This is a genomic window from Nonomuraea sp. NPDC005650, from assembly GCF_040605375.1.
Lineage (GTDB): Bacteria > Actinomycetota > Actinomycetes > Streptosporangiales > Streptosporangiaceae > Nonomuraea.
Map to the genome: position 1 here is coordinate 111,557 of NZ_JBEXCR010000014.1, position 16,413 is coordinate 127,969.

A 16,413-nucleotide genomic window follows, 5' to 3' on the forward strand; every position below is an offset into this window, starting at 1 on the left:
CTCCCCCGACATGCCAAGATGTCAGGATTTATCGCCATAGTTAGACACGTAGGCGTCTAGGGGATGACGGGTTTGCGGCTGGCGAGCGCCACCCAGACCTGGCCGGGCGCGAAGTTCATCGGCTCGCCGCTCTCCGTGGTGAACGTCGTACCGGTGTCCTCGGATTCCCGCTCCCAGTTCGCCTGGTACGCCTTGCCGTCGCGCAGCACGATCGCCTTGCCCTTGCCCGTGGTGTGCACGAGCGGCGTGTAGCTCTGGTTCTTGTCGTGGAACTGCGAGCGCTCGGTCTTGGTGTACTGGACGACGATCGTGGGCGCGCCGAGCTGGCCGCCCTCCGCCGCCATGTCCTTCTTGCCGTCCTGCCAGATCAGCCACTGCTTCTTCTCCTCCGACCAGGCGAAGGTGAAGCGCGCCGCGGGCCACTTGACCGTGTACGACTTCTTGTCCACACCGCCCTCGGCCGGGGCGTCGCCGAAGGTGAAGCCGATGTCCTTGGCCTTGCTCGCCTTGGGGGCCTTGGAGAAGAGGTCCTTGGTGTTGGCGAAGAGGTTGTAGGGGGCGAAGCGGCCCGGCTGGCGGAAGTAGGCGCCCGGGTTGCGCGTGTCGCCGACGTCGAACAGCGACGCCTTGGCCACGAACGGCAGCATCAGCGTCTGCACGCCCGAGTAGGCGAAGGCCGGCTTGCCGAACTGCGGCGTGATGTGCAGGTCGGAGATGCGGGCGCTGCGGACGGGGCCGACCTTGGGCGGGACCTTGGAGGAGAAGACCGCCATGAGCCGGGTCAGGCCCGCCTCGACCTGCTCGACGTAGACGATGTCCGCGCTCTTGAGACCGAGCTGCGGCTTGCCCGCCGCGGTGTTCTCGATCTTCACCGCGAGCACGGGCTTCAGCTCGTCGTACGGCTTGCCGGTGAACGGGTGCCCCTCGGGCGCCTCGGTCGGCTGCTCGCTGGGCGCGGCCGTGGCGGCCTGGGGCGCCTTCCCGGGGGCGGGCTCCTCCTGGGAGGAGCAGGACACGACGGGCAGCAGCACCGCCGCACCGGCCAATGTGACCGTGATCATCCGGGGTAGCCGCACGTGAACACTCCTCGCTTCAGCCCGAAAAACGGGATGAAGCTTACTGGCTTCCCCAAATCAGGTCATTCAGTTGCCATAGCCGCTGGCGGATTGTCATCAATCTCGAAGAATTGCGGGTATTCGGTATGCCCGGCCAGGCGGAGGGTTCTGGCCAGCCAGCGCCGCTGCGCGGTCCTCGTGACCGCAACCGCATTGTTGTAGAAGCGGCGCGAGTAAACGACCTTGGCCACCGCCGTGTCGAGCTCGTCCAGCAGGTCACCGCCGCCGCGCGACTCCGACAGCTTCTCCCTGAACCGCTCCTGGTCCACGGCCGCCCGCAGGGCGCGCGACAGGTCGCTCTCGGCGTGCTCGCGCTCCTCCGGGCCCGCCGTCCTGGCCTCGTGCGCGGCGGCGGCCAGCACCAGGGAGGTGGCGGGGTCGAGCAGGCGCGACCCGGCCAGCTCCAGCACCACCGCCCTGCGCCGCATCAGCGCGGCGTCCAGCGACTCCTGGGCCAGTTCGAGCCGGATGTGCAGGCGGTCGAGCCGGCCCGCGCGCCAGGAGACGTAGACGGCCAGGAGCACGACGACGATGCCGGCGATCAGCACGACGATGGTGGGTGTCACAGGTCTTCCTCCACGCGCCCCGCCCCGCTGGTGGTGACGGTCTCGTAGACGCGTACGACGTCCCGCGCCACCGTCGACCAGTCGTACTTCCGCACCGCCACCAGCGCCTCGGCGGCCAGCTTGGCCCGCCGCTCGGGCGCGTCGAGCAGCGCGGTGGCCTCGCGCGCCAGCGAGTCCGCGTCGCCGTTGGCGAACAGGGCGCCCGCCTGCCCCTCGCCCAGCACCCTGCGGAAGGCCGGGATGTCGCTGGCCAGCACCGTCGCCCCGGACGCCATGGCCTCGGCCAGCACGATGCCGAAGCTTTCGCCGCGCGTGTTGGGCGCGCAGAACACGTCCACCGAGTGGTAGGCGCGGATCTTGTCGGCCTCGCTCACCATGCCCAGCACGGTCACCCGGTCGTGGAACTCCTTCGGCACCCGCTCGTACACGTCCTTGGCGTCGCCGGGCCCGGCGAGCAGCAGCTTCAGGCCGGGCCGACGGGCCGCGAGCGTCCTGAACGCGTCGAGCAGGATCGGCAGCCCCTTGCGCTCCTCGTCCATCCGGCCCAGGAAGCCGATCGTGGCGCCGTCGGGGCCCCAGCCGTCGAGCGGCTCGGCCTCGGTGTAGCGGGAGACGGTGACGCCGTTGGGGATCAGCACGGCGTCGCCGCCGAACTGCTCGACCAGGCTCTTGCGGGCCGCGTCGGAGACCGCGATGCGGCCCGTCAGCTTCTCCAGCGCGCTGCGCAGTAACGGCTCGGCCACCGCGATGGCCCGCGAGCGCGTGAACGACGCGTGGAACGTGGCCACGATCGGCCCCTTGGCCGCCCAGCAGGCCAGCACGCCCAGGCTCGGGATCAGCGGCTCGTGGATGTGCAGCACGTCGAACTCGCCCGTGCGCACCCACCGCCGCACCCGCGCGGCCGACAGGAAGCCGAACGACATCCTGGCCACCGACCCGTTGTACGGCACCGGCATGGCCCGGCCGGCGCCCGTCACGTACGGCGGCAGCTCGTCGTCGTCGGCCGCCGGCGCGATCACCGACACCTCGTGCCCCTGCGCGATCAGCGCCTGGGCCAGGTCGTCGATGTGCTGCTTGACCCCTCCCGGCATGTCCCACGAGTAGGGGCAGACGATGCCGATCCTCATCGCGCGAGGTCTTCCAGCCAGAGCCGCTGCAGCATGTGCCAGTCCTCCGGGTGCTCGGAGATGCCCTTCTCGAACACGTCGGTCAGCCCCTGCGCCACCGCCGCGACCTTCTCCTGCCGGGTGCCCTCGGCCGGGACCGGGACCTCCTCGTGGATGTGGATGCCCCAGTCGTCGCCCACGTTGTAGAGGATGGCCGGGAGCAGCGCGGCCCCCGTCTGCACGGCCAGCAGCGGCGGCCCGGCGGGGACCTTGGTGGTCGCGCCGAAGAAGCGCACCTCGACGCCGCCCTTGGTCAGGTCTCGCTCGGCGGGCAGGCACACGACGCCGCCCTTGCGCACGCGGGTGGCCAGCGTGCCGAAGTTGTGCCCGTCGCCGCCGGTCAGCGGCAGCACCTCCATGCCGAGCCCCTCGCGGAAGGCGACGTACCGGCGGAACAGCGACTCCGGCTTGAGCCGCTCGGCCACGGTCGCGAACGGGTGGCCCACCCCCACCAGCCAGGCCCCCGCCTGGTCCCAGTTGCCCATGTGGGGCAGCGCCAGCACCACGCCTCGCCCGGCCGCCACGTTGGCGTGGACGTGCTCGGCCCCGATGGTGTGGCTGCGGCGCACGATCTCCTCGACGTCCATCGACGGCAGCCGGAAGATCTCGTGGAAGTAGCGGAAGTACGAGCGCATGCCGGCTTTGCTGAGCTCGCGCATCTCGCGGCTGCCCGCGTCGAGCCCGGTCACCCTGGCCAGGTTGGACTCCAGCCGGCGCACGGACTTGCCCTGCCTGCTCCAGACCCGGTCGGCCAGGAAGCGGAAGACCGCGGCCGTCGGGCGCTCGGGCAGCAGCGGCACGAGCTTCCAGCCCGCCGCGAACCCCGCGGCCACGACCCGATCGCCGAAAGACGTCTTGTCGCTCATCTCTCCCTCGTCTGCCGGTAGACGGCCACCACGCGCTGCCCCACGGTGAACACGCTGGCCGCCGCGAGCAGCCACATGCCCACAGGAAGAATGTACGGAACGCCGAGCCCCGCGAAACAGGCCGCGACGAGCGCCACGACCAGCCGCTCCGGCCGCTCGGCCAGCCCCACGTCGGCCGTGAGCCCGAGCCCCTCCGCCCTGGCCTTGGCATAGGACACCAGGGAGCCCGCGATCAGGCAGACCAGCGTCACGGCGGCCATGAGCGTGTCGTGCACGGAGATGAAGTAGAGGATCAGGCCGGCGAAGATCGCCGCGTCGGCCACCCGGTCGAACGTCGAGTCGAGGAACGCGCCCCAGGTGGAGCCGCCCTTCCCGCCGAGCCGGGCCACCACGCCGTCGAGCAGGTCGAACAGCACGAACACGGTGATCACGAGGGCGCCCCAGGTCAGCAGGCCCAGGGGAAAGAAGAGCAGGGCGGAGACGACCGTGCCGAGGGTGCCGATCGCCGTGACGGCGTTCGGGCCGATCCCGCGGCCGACGAGGGCCCTGCCCAGCGGGGTGAGTATCCGGGTCATGGCCGGGCGCAGGAGTTTGAGCATCGCCGTCCGATCGTAGGCCATGGAACGCCTGACAACTTTCTTTGCCCCATCCCCCTTGTGATATCCGCCACAGGGGTATTTGGTGAACACACCGCGTCCATGCGGTTTCCAGACACCCTCCGCTTGGGCGCGGTCGTTGGAATATCCGGCGACGCGGGAGGCTGATGTGGCAGAGAAGAACACCGGTGGCGCTGCGGGAGCCGCGGGCAGGGCACCCACGGCCGACAGGGCGGATGCGATACGCAATGTCGTGCTGGTCGGCCACTCAGGAGCGGGCAAGACGACCCTCGCCGAGCAGCTGCTGGCCGCGACCGGCACCGTCCAGCGCGTCGGCCGCGTGGAGGACGGCAACACGGTCAGCGACTTCGACGAGGTCGAGGTCCGGCAGCAGCGATCGGTCAACCTCGCCGTGGCACCGCTGGTCCACAACGGTATCAAGATCAACCTGCTCGACACCCCCGGTTACGCCGATTTCGTGGGCGACCTGCGCGCGGGGCTGCGCGCGGCGGACGCCGCGCTGTTCGTGGTGTCGGCCTCCGAGGGGGTCGACGGCCTCACCCAGATGCTGTGGGACGAGTGCGCCCAGGTCGGCATGCCGCGGGCGGTGGTGATCACCAAGATCGACCACCAGCGGGCCGAGTTCGACGAGGTCCTCGCGACGTGCCAGGACGTCTTCGGCGACGGCGTCGCGCCCCTTTACCTGCCGGTCATCACCAACGGCCATGTGAACGGCCTGATCGGGCTGCTGTCGCAGAAGTTCTACAACTACGCCACGGGCGCCCGCACGGAGAAGGAGCCGGGCGCCGAGTACGCGGCGCAGATCGAGGAGCGCCGCGGCGAGCTGATCGAGGGGATCATCCAGGAGAGCGAAGACGAATCGCTCATGGAGCGCTACCTCGAAGGCGAGCCCATCGACACCAAGGTCCTGGTGGAGGACCTGGAGAAGGCCGTCGCGCGCGGCAGCTTCTACCCGGTGCTGTGCAGCGGGCTCGGCGTCGGCGCGCTGGAGATCCTCGAGCTCATGACGCAGGGCTTCCCCTCGCCCCTCGAACACCCCTTGCCGGAGATCACCGACCTGTCCGGCAAGCCGGTCAAGGGCATCGCCTGCGACCCCGACGGCCCGCTCGTGGCCGAGGTCGTCAAGACCACCAGCGACCCGTACGTGGGCCGCATCAGCCTCGTACGCGTCTTCTCGGGCACGTTGCGCCCCGACATGACCGTGCACGTGTCCGGGCACGGCCTGGCCGAGCGCGGGCACGAGGACCACGACGTGGACGAGCGCATCGGCACCCTGACCTGCCCGCTGGGCAAGCAGCAGCGCCCCGCGGCCAAGGGCACGGCGGGCGACATCGTGGCGGTGGCCAAGCTGTCGCGGGCCGAGACCGGCGACACCCTGTCGGAGGTCGAGCACCCGCTGCTGATGACCGCCTGGGCCATGCCCGACCCGCTGCTGCCCGTGGCGATCAGGGCCAGGTCCAAGGCCGACGAGGACAAGCTGTCGCAGGCCCTGGCGCGGCTGGTGGCCGAGGACCCGACCCTGCGCCTGGAGAACAACGCCGAGACCCGGCAGCTCGTCCTGTGGTGCATGGGCGAGGCGCACACCGACGTGCTGTTCGACCGCCTGTCCAAGCGCCACGGCGTCGAGGTGGAGCGGGTCGGGCTGCGGGTGCCGCTGCGCGAGACGTTCGGCGGCAAGTGCCAGGCGATGGGCCGCAACGTCAAGCAGACCGGCGGCCACGGCCAGTACGCGATCTGCCACCTCGAGGTCGAGCCGCTGCCGTCGGGCGGCGGGTTCGAGTTCGTCGACAAGATCGTGGGCGGCGTGGTGCCGCGGCAGTTCATCCCGTCGGTGGAGAAGGGCGTGCGGGCCCAGATGGAGCGGGGCGTCGTGGCCGGCTACCCGATGGTGGACGTGCGCGTCACCCTGTACGACGGCAAGGCCCACTCGGTCGACTCCTCCGACATGGCCTTCCAGATCGCCGGCCAGCTCGCGCTGAAGGAGGCGGCGTCGAAGGTGTCGACGCTGCTGCTGGAGCCGGTGGACGAACTGTCGGTGCTCGTCGCCGACGACTACGTGGGGTCGGTGATGTCCGACCTGTCGTCGCGGCGCGGGCGGGTGCTCGGCACGGAGCCCGTCGGCACGGGACGTACGCTGGTCAAGGCCGAGGTGCCCGAGCTGGAGATCACCCGGTACGCCATCGATCTGAGATCCATGTCACACGGCACCGGGACGTTCCAGCGGACCTTCCTGCGCTACGAGCCCCTTCCGCCGAACCTGGCGAGCAAGGTGGCCGACACCGCGGACTGAGGTCCGGAACGAGGCTGGACGGCGCCGGGAGGGCTTTGCTCCCTCCCGGCCCAGCCATGGCTTTTTGTCACAGAAGCATCACGAGTCGATTTCTTTTTTTCGTACCGAGCATCCCGCGGCAACTGCCACACTGGGTGGCATTATGCGAACTGGACGCCCACTCCTAGCCGCTGCTGCTCTCGCGGTCGTGACCACCTCCGCCGCCTACGTGTTCGGCCCCGGAGCCGGGGAGAGCCCAGCAGCGAGCAAGAAGAAGACGGCCATCGCCGCCGCACCCGCCGCGGCCTGCACGGCCGACGCCCGCTATCCCAAGCGCGAGCTGCGCGGGGTGTGGATCGCCACCACCCAGAACATCGACTGGCCCTCCAAGACGGGGCTCTCGCCCGACCGCCAGCGGGCCGAATACGTGAAGATCCTCGACGGCGCCGCCAAGCGCAACCTCAACGCGGTCTTCGTCCAGGTCCGGCCCGCCTCCGACGCGCTGTACAAGTCGTCGCTGGAGCCCTGGACCCAATATCTGACGGGCACGGCCGGCAAGGACCCCGGCTGGGACCCGCTGCCGTTCCTCATCGACGAGGCGCACAAGCGCGGCATGGAGTTCCACGCCTGGTTCAACCCCTACCGCGCCTCCTACGGCGACAGCGCCGCCAAGCTGCCCGCCGGCCACCCGGCACGCAAGCACCCCGACTGGACGATCAAGTACGGCGGCCGCCTCTACTACAACCCCGGCCTGCCCGCCGTCCGCGACCACGTGACCAAGGTCATCACGGACGTGGTGTCCCGTTACGACATCGACGGGGTGCACTTCGACGACTACTTCTACCCGTACCCGGCGGCGGGGCAGAAGTTCGACGACGCGGCGGCGTTCGCGAAGTACGGCGACGGCAAGAAGCTCGCCGCCTGGCGGCGCGACAACGTCAACACGCTCGTCGCGCAGGTCGACAAGGCCGTCCACGACACCAAGGGGTACGTCAAGTTCGGGATCAGCCCCTTCGGCATCTGGCGCAACAAGTCGAACGACCCGACCGGCTCGAACACGTCGGGCATGTCCGCGTACGACTCGATCTACGCGGACGCGCGCGCCTGGATCAAGTCGGGCACCGTCGACTACGTGCTCCCGCAGCTCTACTGGCCGCGCGGCCACAAGCTGGCCGACTACAACACGCTGGCGGCCTGGTGGTCCGACGAGGTCAAGGGCACCGACGTGCACCTGTACATCGGCCAGGGGCTCTACCGGGTGGGGGCCAAGGACGACCGCGCCTGGACCAAGCCCGGCGAGCTGTCCGCCGAGGTGGGCGTGAACCGGGATCACAAGCAGGTGAAGGGTGAGGTCTACTTCAGCGCCAAGAACCTGCTGGACAACCCCATCGGGTCCGTGGACCGCGTCGCCAAGAACCACTACTCCCGCCCCGCCCTGCTGCCCCTGATCAAGGGGCTGGGCGGCTCCGCCCCTCCCGCCCCGGCCGGGCTCAAGGCCGCCGGCTCCCAGCTGTCCTGGAAGCCGTCCCAGGGTGCGCGGGCGTACGCGGTGTACCAGGTGCCCAAGTCCGGCAAGGACTGCCACGGCACGGACGCCCGCAACCTGGTCGCCGTCGTGACCAGCCCGTCGTTCGCGGCCACGCCGGACGCGACGTACGTGGTCACGGCCGTCGGCCGCCTCGGCCACGAGAGCAAGGCCGCCAAGGTGAAGACCCCGGCCCCGTAAGGGCCCGATCCCGGGGACCGCGCACCATCCGCCGCAAATCCGAACGACGCACGTGATACATGCACCGCATGAGAGGGTAGTCGGGTCCGGTGGCGCCGGAACATGATCTTGCTCTACCGTGCCACGGAACCATCGATCACGGAAGGTCATCGGGATGAGGCGCGCGCTAGTCGTGCTGGCCGTGCTGGTCGGTCAGGTCCTGCTCGGCCAGGGGCTGTCCGCCGGTCCGGCCCAGGCAGCGAAAGACGCGAGCTCGGGCCGGGTCGCGCTGATCGGCGTGTCCGGCCTGCACTGGAACGACATCACCCAGGCTGACTCCCCCAATCTGTGGGAGCTGGCGAGGTCCAGCGCGATCGGCTCGCTGTCCGTACGTACCGTCGGCGGCGTGACCTGCCCCTACGACGGCTGGCTGACCGTGTCGGCCGGCACCAGGTCGGCGGCCGGATACAGCTGCGGCGCGCCCCCCATGCCCGAGCAGCAGGGCGCGGGCGCGGTCATCCCCGGCTACCGCTACCTCATCGACGTGGCCGGGCAGCGCAACGCGGGCACGCTGGGCGAGGCGCTGAAGGCGGCCGGGCAGTGCTCGATCGCCATCGGCCCCGGCGCCGCGCTGGGCCTGGCCGACCGGCAGGGCGCGGTCCAGGAGTACCGCTCCTCCCCGCTCCAGGTCCGCACGCCTGACCTCGAACGGTGCCGGATGATCGCCATGGACGTGGACGATCTCGTCCGCCCCTACCTGGCCGGCGGCAAGCTGCCCAAGGTGCCCGACCAGCTCAGCGCCGCCGAGCGGCGGGAGGCGCTGCGGCTGGCCGACGCCAAGGCGGGCGCGCTGCTGTCGGTCCTGCCCGCCGACACGGCGGTACTGCTCGCGGGCCTGTCCGACCACGGCTCCGTGCCCCACCTGCGGGTGGCCGCGCTGCGCGAGCCCGGCGCGCAGGGCCACCTGCTCGGCGCGGCCTCCACCCACCGCGAGGACATCTCGATCCTGCCCGACCTGACCTCCACCGTCCTGACCAAGCTCGGGGTGCCGGTCCCGAGCACCGTGGTCGGCGTCCCGCTGCAGGTCGGCGGGCCGGGCGCGACGTTCGCGCGGCTCCAGCGGGCCGACGCCACCGCGCAGGCCATCCGTTCGATCAAGGGCATCTACTTCACGGCCGTGGCCGTGCTGCAGGTGCTGTTCTACGTGGTCGCGTTCCTGCTGCTGCGCCGCCGCAAGGGCCTGGCCCCGGTACGTTTCGCGGCCGTCGCCCTGGCCGCCCTGCCCGTCTCCAGCTACCTGGTCAACCTGCTGCCCTGGTCGAGCCTGCCGCAGCTGGTGGCCGGGGTGCTCGGGTGGGCGGCGGTCGTCACGGCGGCGGCGTTCGCGGGGCCGTGGCGGCGCCGGCCGCTGGGCCCGCTGGCGGTGGTGGCCGGGATCACCGCGCTGACGCTGGCGGGCGACCTGCTGACCGGTACGACGTTGCAGCTCAACAGCATCATGGGCTACAGCGCGGACGTCGGGGCCCGCTACTACGGCCTGGGGAACATCCCGTTCGCGCTCCTGGCCACCGGCACCCTGCTGGCCACCACGGTGATCGCGCACCGGTGGCCGGGCAAGGTGGGGCTGGCCGCGATCGTGGGGCTGGGGACGTTCGCGATGGTGCTCGGCGGGTCCGGGATGGGCAGCGACTTCGGCGGCGTGATCGCGTTCGTGCCGGGCATCGCGGTGACCGCGCTGCTCCTGGCGGGCAAGCGGGTCTCGCTGGTGAAGCTGGGCGCGTTCCTGGTGGCCGGCGGGGTGATCGTGATGACGTTCGCCTGGCTCAACTACCTGAAGCCGGCCGACGAGCAGACGCACCTGGGCAGGTTCGTGGGGCAGGTGCTGACCGGGGAGGCGTTCGACGTCATCCTGCGCAAGCTGCAGGCCATGCTCGCCACCCTCCTCAGCCCCAACCTGATGCCGATCGTGATCGCGGCCGCCGCCTTCCTCGTGTACGCGATCCTGCGCCCCGAGCAGGCGTCGGCCGGGGTGGTGCCGGCCGCCTTCGAGCACTCGCCGGCGCTGCGCGCCGGGCTGATCGGCACGCTTGTGAGCGGCGTGATCGGGATGCTCGTCAACGACTCGGGCGCGGCGGTGCTGTCCATGGCCCTGGCGCTGGCCGTGCCCCTGCTGCTGGCCACCGGCATCGGCGTGCTGCGGCGCGACCGCGAGCCGGTCGCCGGCCCCGTGTCGTCGGACTTAGCGACCGCGACGAAGTGACGCCCCCTCCTGGGTCCTCCTGAGCGGGTCAGTCCCAGGCGTCGGCGAGCAGCTGGCGGGTGTCGCGGAGCAGCTGGGGCAGGACCTTGGTCTGGGCGACGACCGGCATGAAGTTCGTGTCGCCGCCCCACCTGGGCACCACGTGCTGGTGCAGGTGGGCGGCGATGCCGGCGCCGGCGACGTGGCCGAGGTTCATGCCGACGTTGAAGCCCTGCGCCCCGCTGGCCTTGCGCAGCGCGCGCAGCGACTTCTGGGTGAACTCCCCCAGCTCGACCAGCTCGGCCGGCTCCAGCTCGTCGTAGTCGGACACGTGCCGGTAGGGGACCACCATCAGGTGGCCGGAGTTGTACGGGTAAAGGTTGAGCACGGCGTAGACCGTCTCGCCCCTGGCGACGATCAGGCCGTCCTCGTCGCTCATCTTGGGGATCGCGTCGAACGGGCACCCGTCGTCGGGGCCGCTGCCCGTCGGTTTGTTCTCGCCCTTGATGTAGGCCATGCGATGCGGGGTCCACAGACGCTGGAAGTTGTCGGGGGACCCTGCCCCTGCCTGATCGTGCATATCTAGCAGCATAGGACCACGGACAAACGGCCCGCTCTTCCGGCACAATCCCAAGCACCGCCTTGAGGAGGCCGCGATGAGCGACGCTTTAGCCGAGCACGACGCCCTGCCGACCGCCCACCCCACCCCGCCCACCGACACCCCCGACCCCGCCGACGACCCGGTCGAAGAGTCCGGCCCCACGTCCAGCAGCGTGCCGCTCCCGGAGACGCCCTCCTTCGGCGCCGTCGTCAAGGGCCGGATCAAGGTCGCCGACGAGGTGGTCGAGAAGGTCGCCGCCCTGGCGGCCCTTGAGGTCACCGGTGTCGCCGATCTCGGTGGCGACCTGGCGCGGGCCTTCGAGTCCGTACGCGACCGCATCGGCATCGGCTCCCGGCGCGCCAACCAGGGGGTGAGCGCGCAGATCCAGGACCGTCAGGTGGCCGTGAGCGTGACCATCGTGGTGGAGTACGGCCACGTGGTGATGGATGTCGCCTCCGAGGTCAAGACGAACGTGGCCAGGACCGTCAGCCACATGCTCGGGATGCGGGTCGCGGAGGTCAACGTGACGGTCGACGACGTCCGCCTCCCGGGCGAGCCCCGCCCCCTCCCCCGCGACACCCCCGACGACGACGACCCCTCCACCCCCTGACACCCCACCGGAGCGGCAACCGCAGACCGCCCCACCCGACGCGCTGTGGGGCGATCGGCGCGCGGCCACACGACGGGTCCTCGGGGCAACCGGGCCCTCCCCCGAGGCGATCAAGCGCGCCCAGACGACGGCTCGCACGGCGATCGACCCTCCCCGCGCCAGGACGTCTCAGGGAGCGTCAGGCGCTCACAGCCGGCGATCCGTAGAACGCCCCGGCCAGGTTGTACGTGAAGCCCTCCGGCCGCGTAGGGCGGACCTTAGGGTGTGGGCCATGAGCGATCAGCTGGAGCCCATGCCCGACGACTGGCAGCGCGCCCTCGCCATCGTGGCGCACCCCGACGACCTCGAGTACGGCTGCGCCGCCGCCATCGCCACCTGGACCGACCAGGGTCGCGAGGTCGCGTACCTGATCGCCACCAGGGGCGAGGCGGGGATCGACACGCTCGCCCCCGCCGAGGCCGGGCCGTTGCGGGAGCGGGAGGAGCGGGCCAGCGCGGCCGTCGTCGGGGTGACGAGCGTGGAGTTCCTCGACCACCCCGACGGCGTGATCGAGTACGGGACCGCGCTCAGGAAGGACGTCGCCGCCGCCATCCGCAGGCACCGGCCCGAGCTCGTGATCACCCTGAACCCGGACGACACCTGGGGCGGGACGTACTGGAACAGCCCCGACCACCGCGCCGTGGGCCGGGCCGTTCTGGACGCGGCCGGGGACGCGGGGAATAAGTGGATATTTCCGGATACGGAGGCGGAGCCCTGGAACGGCGTCCGCTGGGTCGCCGTCGCGGGCAGCGACTCCCCCACCCACGCCGTGGACGTCACCGACGGCCTGGAGCGCGGCGTGCGCTCGCTCGTGGCGCACCGCGCCTACATCGAGGCGCTCACCGACGAGGATCCCGAGTCGTACGCCCGCGACCTCATCGAGGGCTTCGCCCGCGAGGCGGCCGGGCGCTTCGGCGGCCGCCCCGCCATCACGTTCCGCCTGTTCACCCGTTAAACCCGGCCCAGCCGGCCAACGGAGAACGGCGGAGCCGGAAGGCTCCGCCGTTTCGCCATCGGATCAGACCTGGACGCGGCGCTCCACGGCGTTGACGATCTCGGCCACGGCCTGCTCGATCGGGACCCCGTTCTTCTGATCGCCGCTGCGGTAGCGGAACGACACCGCGCCGTTGGCGATGTCGTCGTCACCGGCCAGCAGCATGAAGGGCACCTTGCCCTTCTGCGCGTTGCGGATCTTCTTCTGCATCCGGTCGTCGGAGGCGTCGACCTCGATCCGGATGCCGCGCTCGCGCAGCTTCTTGGCGACGTCCTGCAGGTAGGGCACGTGCGCGTCGGCGATCGGGATGCCCACCACCTGCACCGGCGCGAGCCAGGGCGGGAAGGCGCCCGCGTAGTGCTCGGTGAGCACGCCGAGGAAGCGCTCGACGGAGCCGAACAGCGCCCGGTGGATCATGACCGGCGTCTGCCGGCTGCCGTCCGCCGCCTGGTATTCGAGGCCGAAGCGCTTGGGCTGGTTGAGGTCGAGCTGGATGGTGGACAGCTGCCAGGTGCGCCCGATCGCGTCCTTGGCCTGGACGGAGATCTTGGGGCCGTAGAAGGCCGCGCCGCCCGGGTCGTCGACCAGCTCCAGCCCCGACTCGGTGGCCACCTGGTAGAGCGCCTCGGTGGCCTCGTCCCACTCGGCCGGGTCGCCGATGAACTTGTCGGAGTCGTCACGGGTGGACAGCTCCAGGTAGAAGTCCGGCAGACCGAAGTCGCGCAGCACGCTGAGAACGAACCTCAGCAGCGACTTGATCTCATCGGACATCTGCTCCCGGGTGGTGTAGATGTGCGCGTCGTCCTGCGTCATGCCGCGCACCCGGGTCAGGCCGTGGACCACGCCCGACTTCTCGTAGCGGTAGACCGAGCCGAACTCGCACAGCCGCAGCGGCAGCTCGCGGTAGGAACGCCCGCGCGCCCGGAAGATCAGGTTGTGCATCGGGCAGTTCATCGGCTTGACCCGGTATTCGATGCCCTCCAGCTCGAAGGCCGGGAACATGTCGTCGGCATACCAGGGCAGGTGCCCCGAGGTCTCGAACAGCGACGACTTGGTGATGTGCGGCGTGTTGACGAACTCGTAGCCCGCCTCCGCCTGCCGCCGGCGCATGTAGTCTTCCATCTCCTTGCGGATGATGCCGCCCTTGGGATGGAAGATCGGCAGGCCGCTGCCCAGCTCCGGCGGGAAGCTGAACAGGTCGAGCTCGACGCCCAGCTTGCGGTGGTCGCGCTTCTCGGCCTCCTCCAGCAGCTTGAGGTAGTCGTCCTGCTTTTCGCGGGACTCCCAGGCGGTGCCGTAGATGCGCTGGAGCTGCGGGTTCTTTTCGCTGCCGCGCCAGTAGGCGCCGCCCGAGCGCATGAGCTTGAACGCGGGGATCGACCGGGTGGACGGCACGTGCGGGCCGCGGCACAGGTCCTTCCACTGCAGCTCGCCGGTCTTGGGGTCGAGGTTGTCGTAGATGGTGAGCTGCCCGGCCCCCACCTCGACCGACTCCTCGTCGGCGGCGCCGCCCTTGAGCCCGATCAGCTCCAGCTTGTACGGCTCAGCCGCCAGCTCCGCGCGCGCCTCGTCGTCGGAGACGGGCCGGCGGGAGAACAGCTGCCCCTGCTTGACGATCTCCCGCATGCGCTTCTCGATGCGCTTGAGATCGTCGGGGTGGAACGCCTGCGTGACGTCGAAGTCGTAGTAGAACCCGTTTTCGACGGGCGGCCCGATGCCCAGCTTGGCCTCGGGGAACAGCTCCTGCACCGCCTGCGCCATGACGTGGGCGGTGGAGTGGCGGACGATGGCCCGGCCGTCGGCGCTGGAGACCTCGACCGGCTCGACCGCGTCGCCCTCGGACAGCGGCTGGGCCAGGTCACGAAGCTCGCCGTTGACCCTGGCCGCGATGACCGTGCGGCCGTCGGCCTCGAGTGCGTCGCCGGCCGTCGTGCCGGCCGCGACCACACGCTCGGCTCCGGCGAGGGTGATGCGTAGCTCGGCTGACACGGTGACTCCCTTGGATCGCGCCCCGGCGCTCGACACCGGAGCTGCTTCGTTGGTGAACACCGATGCTATCGCGGGTGAAACCCCAGCTTTGTCAGGTCCTGCCGGGTCCCGTGGAACACGTTGCGGTCGATCGGGCTGTGGACGTACTGATGGATGGCCCAGCCCCGCCAGGGCGGCGGCACCGCGGGCTCGCCGCGCGGCTTCTCGGGAGCGGCGATCCATAACGGGTACTCGCCCAGGCCCGCGCAGTGTCCGCCACGCGCGAACGCCTGGAAGGTGTGGACGAACGGCCGCACGCCGCCGTGCCGTTCGACGTGGTGGCACCAGCGGCGCGCGTGGCGGGCGACCTGCTCGGGGCGCAGGCCGCCGGCCGTCTCCAGGGCGAGGGCCACCAGGTCGCCGGCGCGCAGCCCGCCCGCCGCGTCGATCGCGGACAGAAAGCGGCGCGCCTGCTCGATCGGGTCGCCCTCGGGCCTGGCGCGGTGGTACGCGCCGCGGACGATCCGGCTCTCGCCCATGCCGTTCCAGTGGCGCTCGAACAGCTTGTCGACGAGGTCGCCGCCCTCGGTGGCTCTGGCGAACGCGAAGGCCACCCCGGCCTCCGCGTGGTCGGCCCAGTCGACGGTCCCCTGCCAGTCGGACACATCAATGCCATCGAGCAAGCGATCTTCACCCCGCCGGAGAATTATGGAGATGTCGTGGGGTCAGCCCTTCGCCGCGCCGATCAGCAGGGCCCGCGTGCGTTCCTTGCCCGCGAACACCGAGCCGACGAAGTCGGTCACGCCGGCCTCGCGTAGCACCTGGATCTTGGCCAGCACCGCGTCCTCGTCGCCCACGATGGCGACGTCTCCGGGGGTGGCCGCGCCTTCCCTGTCGAGCATCGCACGATAAGAGGGCAGATGTCCGTAGACCGCGAAGATCTCGTTCGCGCGATCGACGGCGGCGGCGGGGTCGTCGGTGACGCAGATCGGCAGCGCGCAGACGATCCTGGGCGCCTCGCGGCCCGCCTCGGCGGCGGCTGCGGTGATGGTGGGCGCTATGTGCTGGGCGACCGTCTTGGGGCCCGTCATCCACAGGACGGTGCCGTCGGCCACGGTGCCGGCCAGCTTGAGCATGCGCGGGCCGAGCGCGGCGATCAGCACCGGGAAGCCGCCGCCGGGCGTGGTGAGCTGGAGGTCGGCCTTGAGTGTCTCGCCCTCGTACTTGACGTGCTCGCCCCGGCTGAGCGGGAGCAGGATGTTCAGGTACTCCTTCATGTGCCGGTAAGGACGCTCGAAGCTGTGGCCGTACATGCCCTCGATGACCATCTGGTGTGACAGGCCGACGCCGAGCGCGAGGCGCCCGCCGAGCGCGGCGTTGGTGGTCATGGCCTGCTGGGCCAGCACGGCCGGGTGGCGCGGGTAGGTCGGGACGACGGCGGTGCCGAGCTCGATGCCGGGCACTTGGCTGCCGGCGGCGGCCAGGGCGGTGAGGGCGTCGAGGCCGAAGATGTTGGAGAGCCAGGCGGAGGTGAAGCCGTCCTGCGCCGCCTGGGCGATCTGGTCGCGCAACCCGCCGATCGGGTCGTCTCCTCTGGGCTCTGTCAAGAAATAACCGAATCGCATAGGAACCGAACTCCGTTCTAGTAATCGACCGAA

Annotated in this window: 14 protein-coding genes; 5 read left to right on the forward strand and 9 right to left on the reverse strand. The window is 70.6% G+C overall.

Annotation, left to right across the window (positions count from 1 at the left end; translation table 11 throughout):
• Window positions 1–56: 56 nt before the first annotated feature.
• The 5 genes from ABZS69_RS24600 to pgsA all read right to left on the reverse strand — a co-directional run bounded on the left by ABZS69_RS24600 (window position 57) and on the right by pgsA (window position 4,333).
• Complete coding sequence (locus ABZS69_RS24600) at window positions 57–1,076, reverse strand: DUF3048 domain-containing protein (RefSeq protein WP_355376582.1); 1,020 nt, start codon at window positions 1,074–1,076, stop codon at window positions 57–59.
• 62 nt (window positions 1,077–1,138) lie between these two features.
• Window positions 1,139–1,681: a hypothetical protein gene (locus tag ABZS69_RS24605; protein ID WP_355376583.1), complete on the reverse strand. Its 543-nt coding sequence runs from the start codon at window positions 1,679–1,681 to the stop codon at window positions 1,139–1,141.
• Entirely contained in the window at window positions 1,678–2,808 is a 1,131-nt protein-coding gene (locus ABZS69_RS24610; RefSeq protein WP_355376584.1) for a glycosyltransferase family 4 protein, read from the reverse strand. The genes ABZS69_RS24605 and ABZS69_RS24610 overlap by 4 nt, the downstream gene beginning before the upstream one ends.
• Window positions 2,805–3,713, reverse strand: coding sequence for a phosphatidylinositol mannoside acyltransferase (locus ABZS69_RS24615; RefSeq protein WP_355376586.1), 909 nt, complete (start codon window positions 3,711–3,713; stop codon window positions 2,805–2,807). The genes ABZS69_RS24610 and ABZS69_RS24615 overlap by 4 nt, the downstream gene beginning before the upstream one ends.
• Window positions 3,710–4,333, reverse strand: a complete 624-nt coding sequence (gene pgsA, locus ABZS69_RS24620; protein WP_355376587.1) for a phosphatidylinositol phosphate synthase — start codon at window positions 4,331–4,333, stop codon at window positions 3,710–3,712. The genes ABZS69_RS24615 and pgsA overlap by 4 nt, the downstream gene beginning before the upstream one ends.
• Before the next feature lie 145 nt (window positions 4,334–4,478).
• Between pgsA and ABZS69_RS24625 the strand changes: the two genes are divergently transcribed.
• From ABZS69_RS24625 to ABZS69_RS24635, 3 genes are all read left to right on the forward strand, one after another.
• Window positions 4,479–6,620 (forward strand): elongation factor G-like protein EF-G2, encoded by a 2,142-nt coding sequence (locus ABZS69_RS24625; RefSeq protein WP_355376589.1) that lies wholly within the window; start codon window positions 4,479–4,481, stop codon window positions 6,618–6,620.
• Window positions 6,621–6,807: 187 nt separating this feature from the next.
• Window positions 6,808–8,325, forward strand: coding sequence for a family 10 glycosylhydrolase (locus tag ABZS69_RS24630; RefSeq protein WP_355376591.1), 1,518 nt, complete (start codon window positions 6,808–6,810; stop codon window positions 8,323–8,325).
• A gap of 154 nt (window positions 8,326–8,479) precedes the next feature.
• Window positions 8,480–10,564, forward strand: a complete 2,085-nt coding sequence (locus ABZS69_RS24635; protein WP_355376593.1) for a hypothetical protein — start codon at window positions 8,480–8,482, stop codon at window positions 10,562–10,564.
• Window positions 10,565–10,592: 28 nt separating this feature from the next.
• Here the strand turns inward: ABZS69_RS24635 and ABZS69_RS24640 are convergent, their stop codons facing one another.
• A complete protein-coding gene (locus ABZS69_RS24640; RefSeq protein WP_355376595.1) occupies window positions 10,593–11,123 on the reverse strand; it encodes an HIT domain-containing protein in 531 nt (176 codons plus the stop codon).
• A 76-nt stretch (window positions 11,124–11,199) separates the two neighbouring features.
• On the opposite strand from ABZS69_RS24640, the gene ABZS69_RS24645 reads away from it, so the two are divergent.
• Both ABZS69_RS24645 and ABZS69_RS24650 read left to right on the forward strand, forming a co-directional pair.
• A complete protein-coding gene (locus ABZS69_RS24645; RefSeq protein WP_355376597.1) occupies window positions 11,200–11,754 on the forward strand; it encodes an Asp23/Gls24 family envelope stress response protein in 555 nt (184 codons plus the stop codon).
• Between the two features lie 271 nt (window positions 11,755–12,025).
• Window positions 12,026–12,748: a PIG-L deacetylase family protein gene (locus ABZS69_RS24650; RefSeq protein ID WP_355376599.1), complete on the forward strand. Its 723-nt coding sequence runs from the start codon at window positions 12,026–12,028 to the stop codon at window positions 12,746–12,748.
• A gap of 63 nt (window positions 12,749–12,811) precedes the next feature.
• Here ABZS69_RS24650 and thrS read toward each other — a convergent pair whose 3' ends face one another.
• Genes thrS through ABZS69_RS24665 form a run of 3 tightly spaced genes read right to left on the reverse strand, consistent with a single transcriptional unit; the run spans window position 12,812 to window position 16,380 of the window.
• The gene (gene thrS, locus ABZS69_RS24655; protein WP_355376880.1) at window positions 12,812–14,812 is read right to left on the reverse strand and encodes a threonine--tRNA ligase; all 2,001 of its coding nucleotides are present in this window, start codon (window positions 14,810–14,812) and stop codon (window positions 12,812–12,814) included.
• A gap of 29 nt (window positions 14,813–14,841) precedes the next feature.
• Window positions 14,842–15,438, reverse strand: a complete 597-nt coding sequence (locus tag ABZS69_RS24660; protein WP_355376601.1) for a GH25 family lysozyme — start codon at window positions 15,436–15,438, stop codon at window positions 14,842–14,844.
• 42 nt (window positions 15,439–15,480) lie between these two features.
• Window positions 15,481–16,380, reverse strand: coding sequence for a TIGR03564 family F420-dependent LLM class oxidoreductase (locus ABZS69_RS24665; RefSeq protein WP_355376603.1), 900 nt, complete (start codon window positions 16,378–16,380; stop codon window positions 15,481–15,483).
• Window positions 16,381–16,413 lie beyond the last annotated feature (33 nt).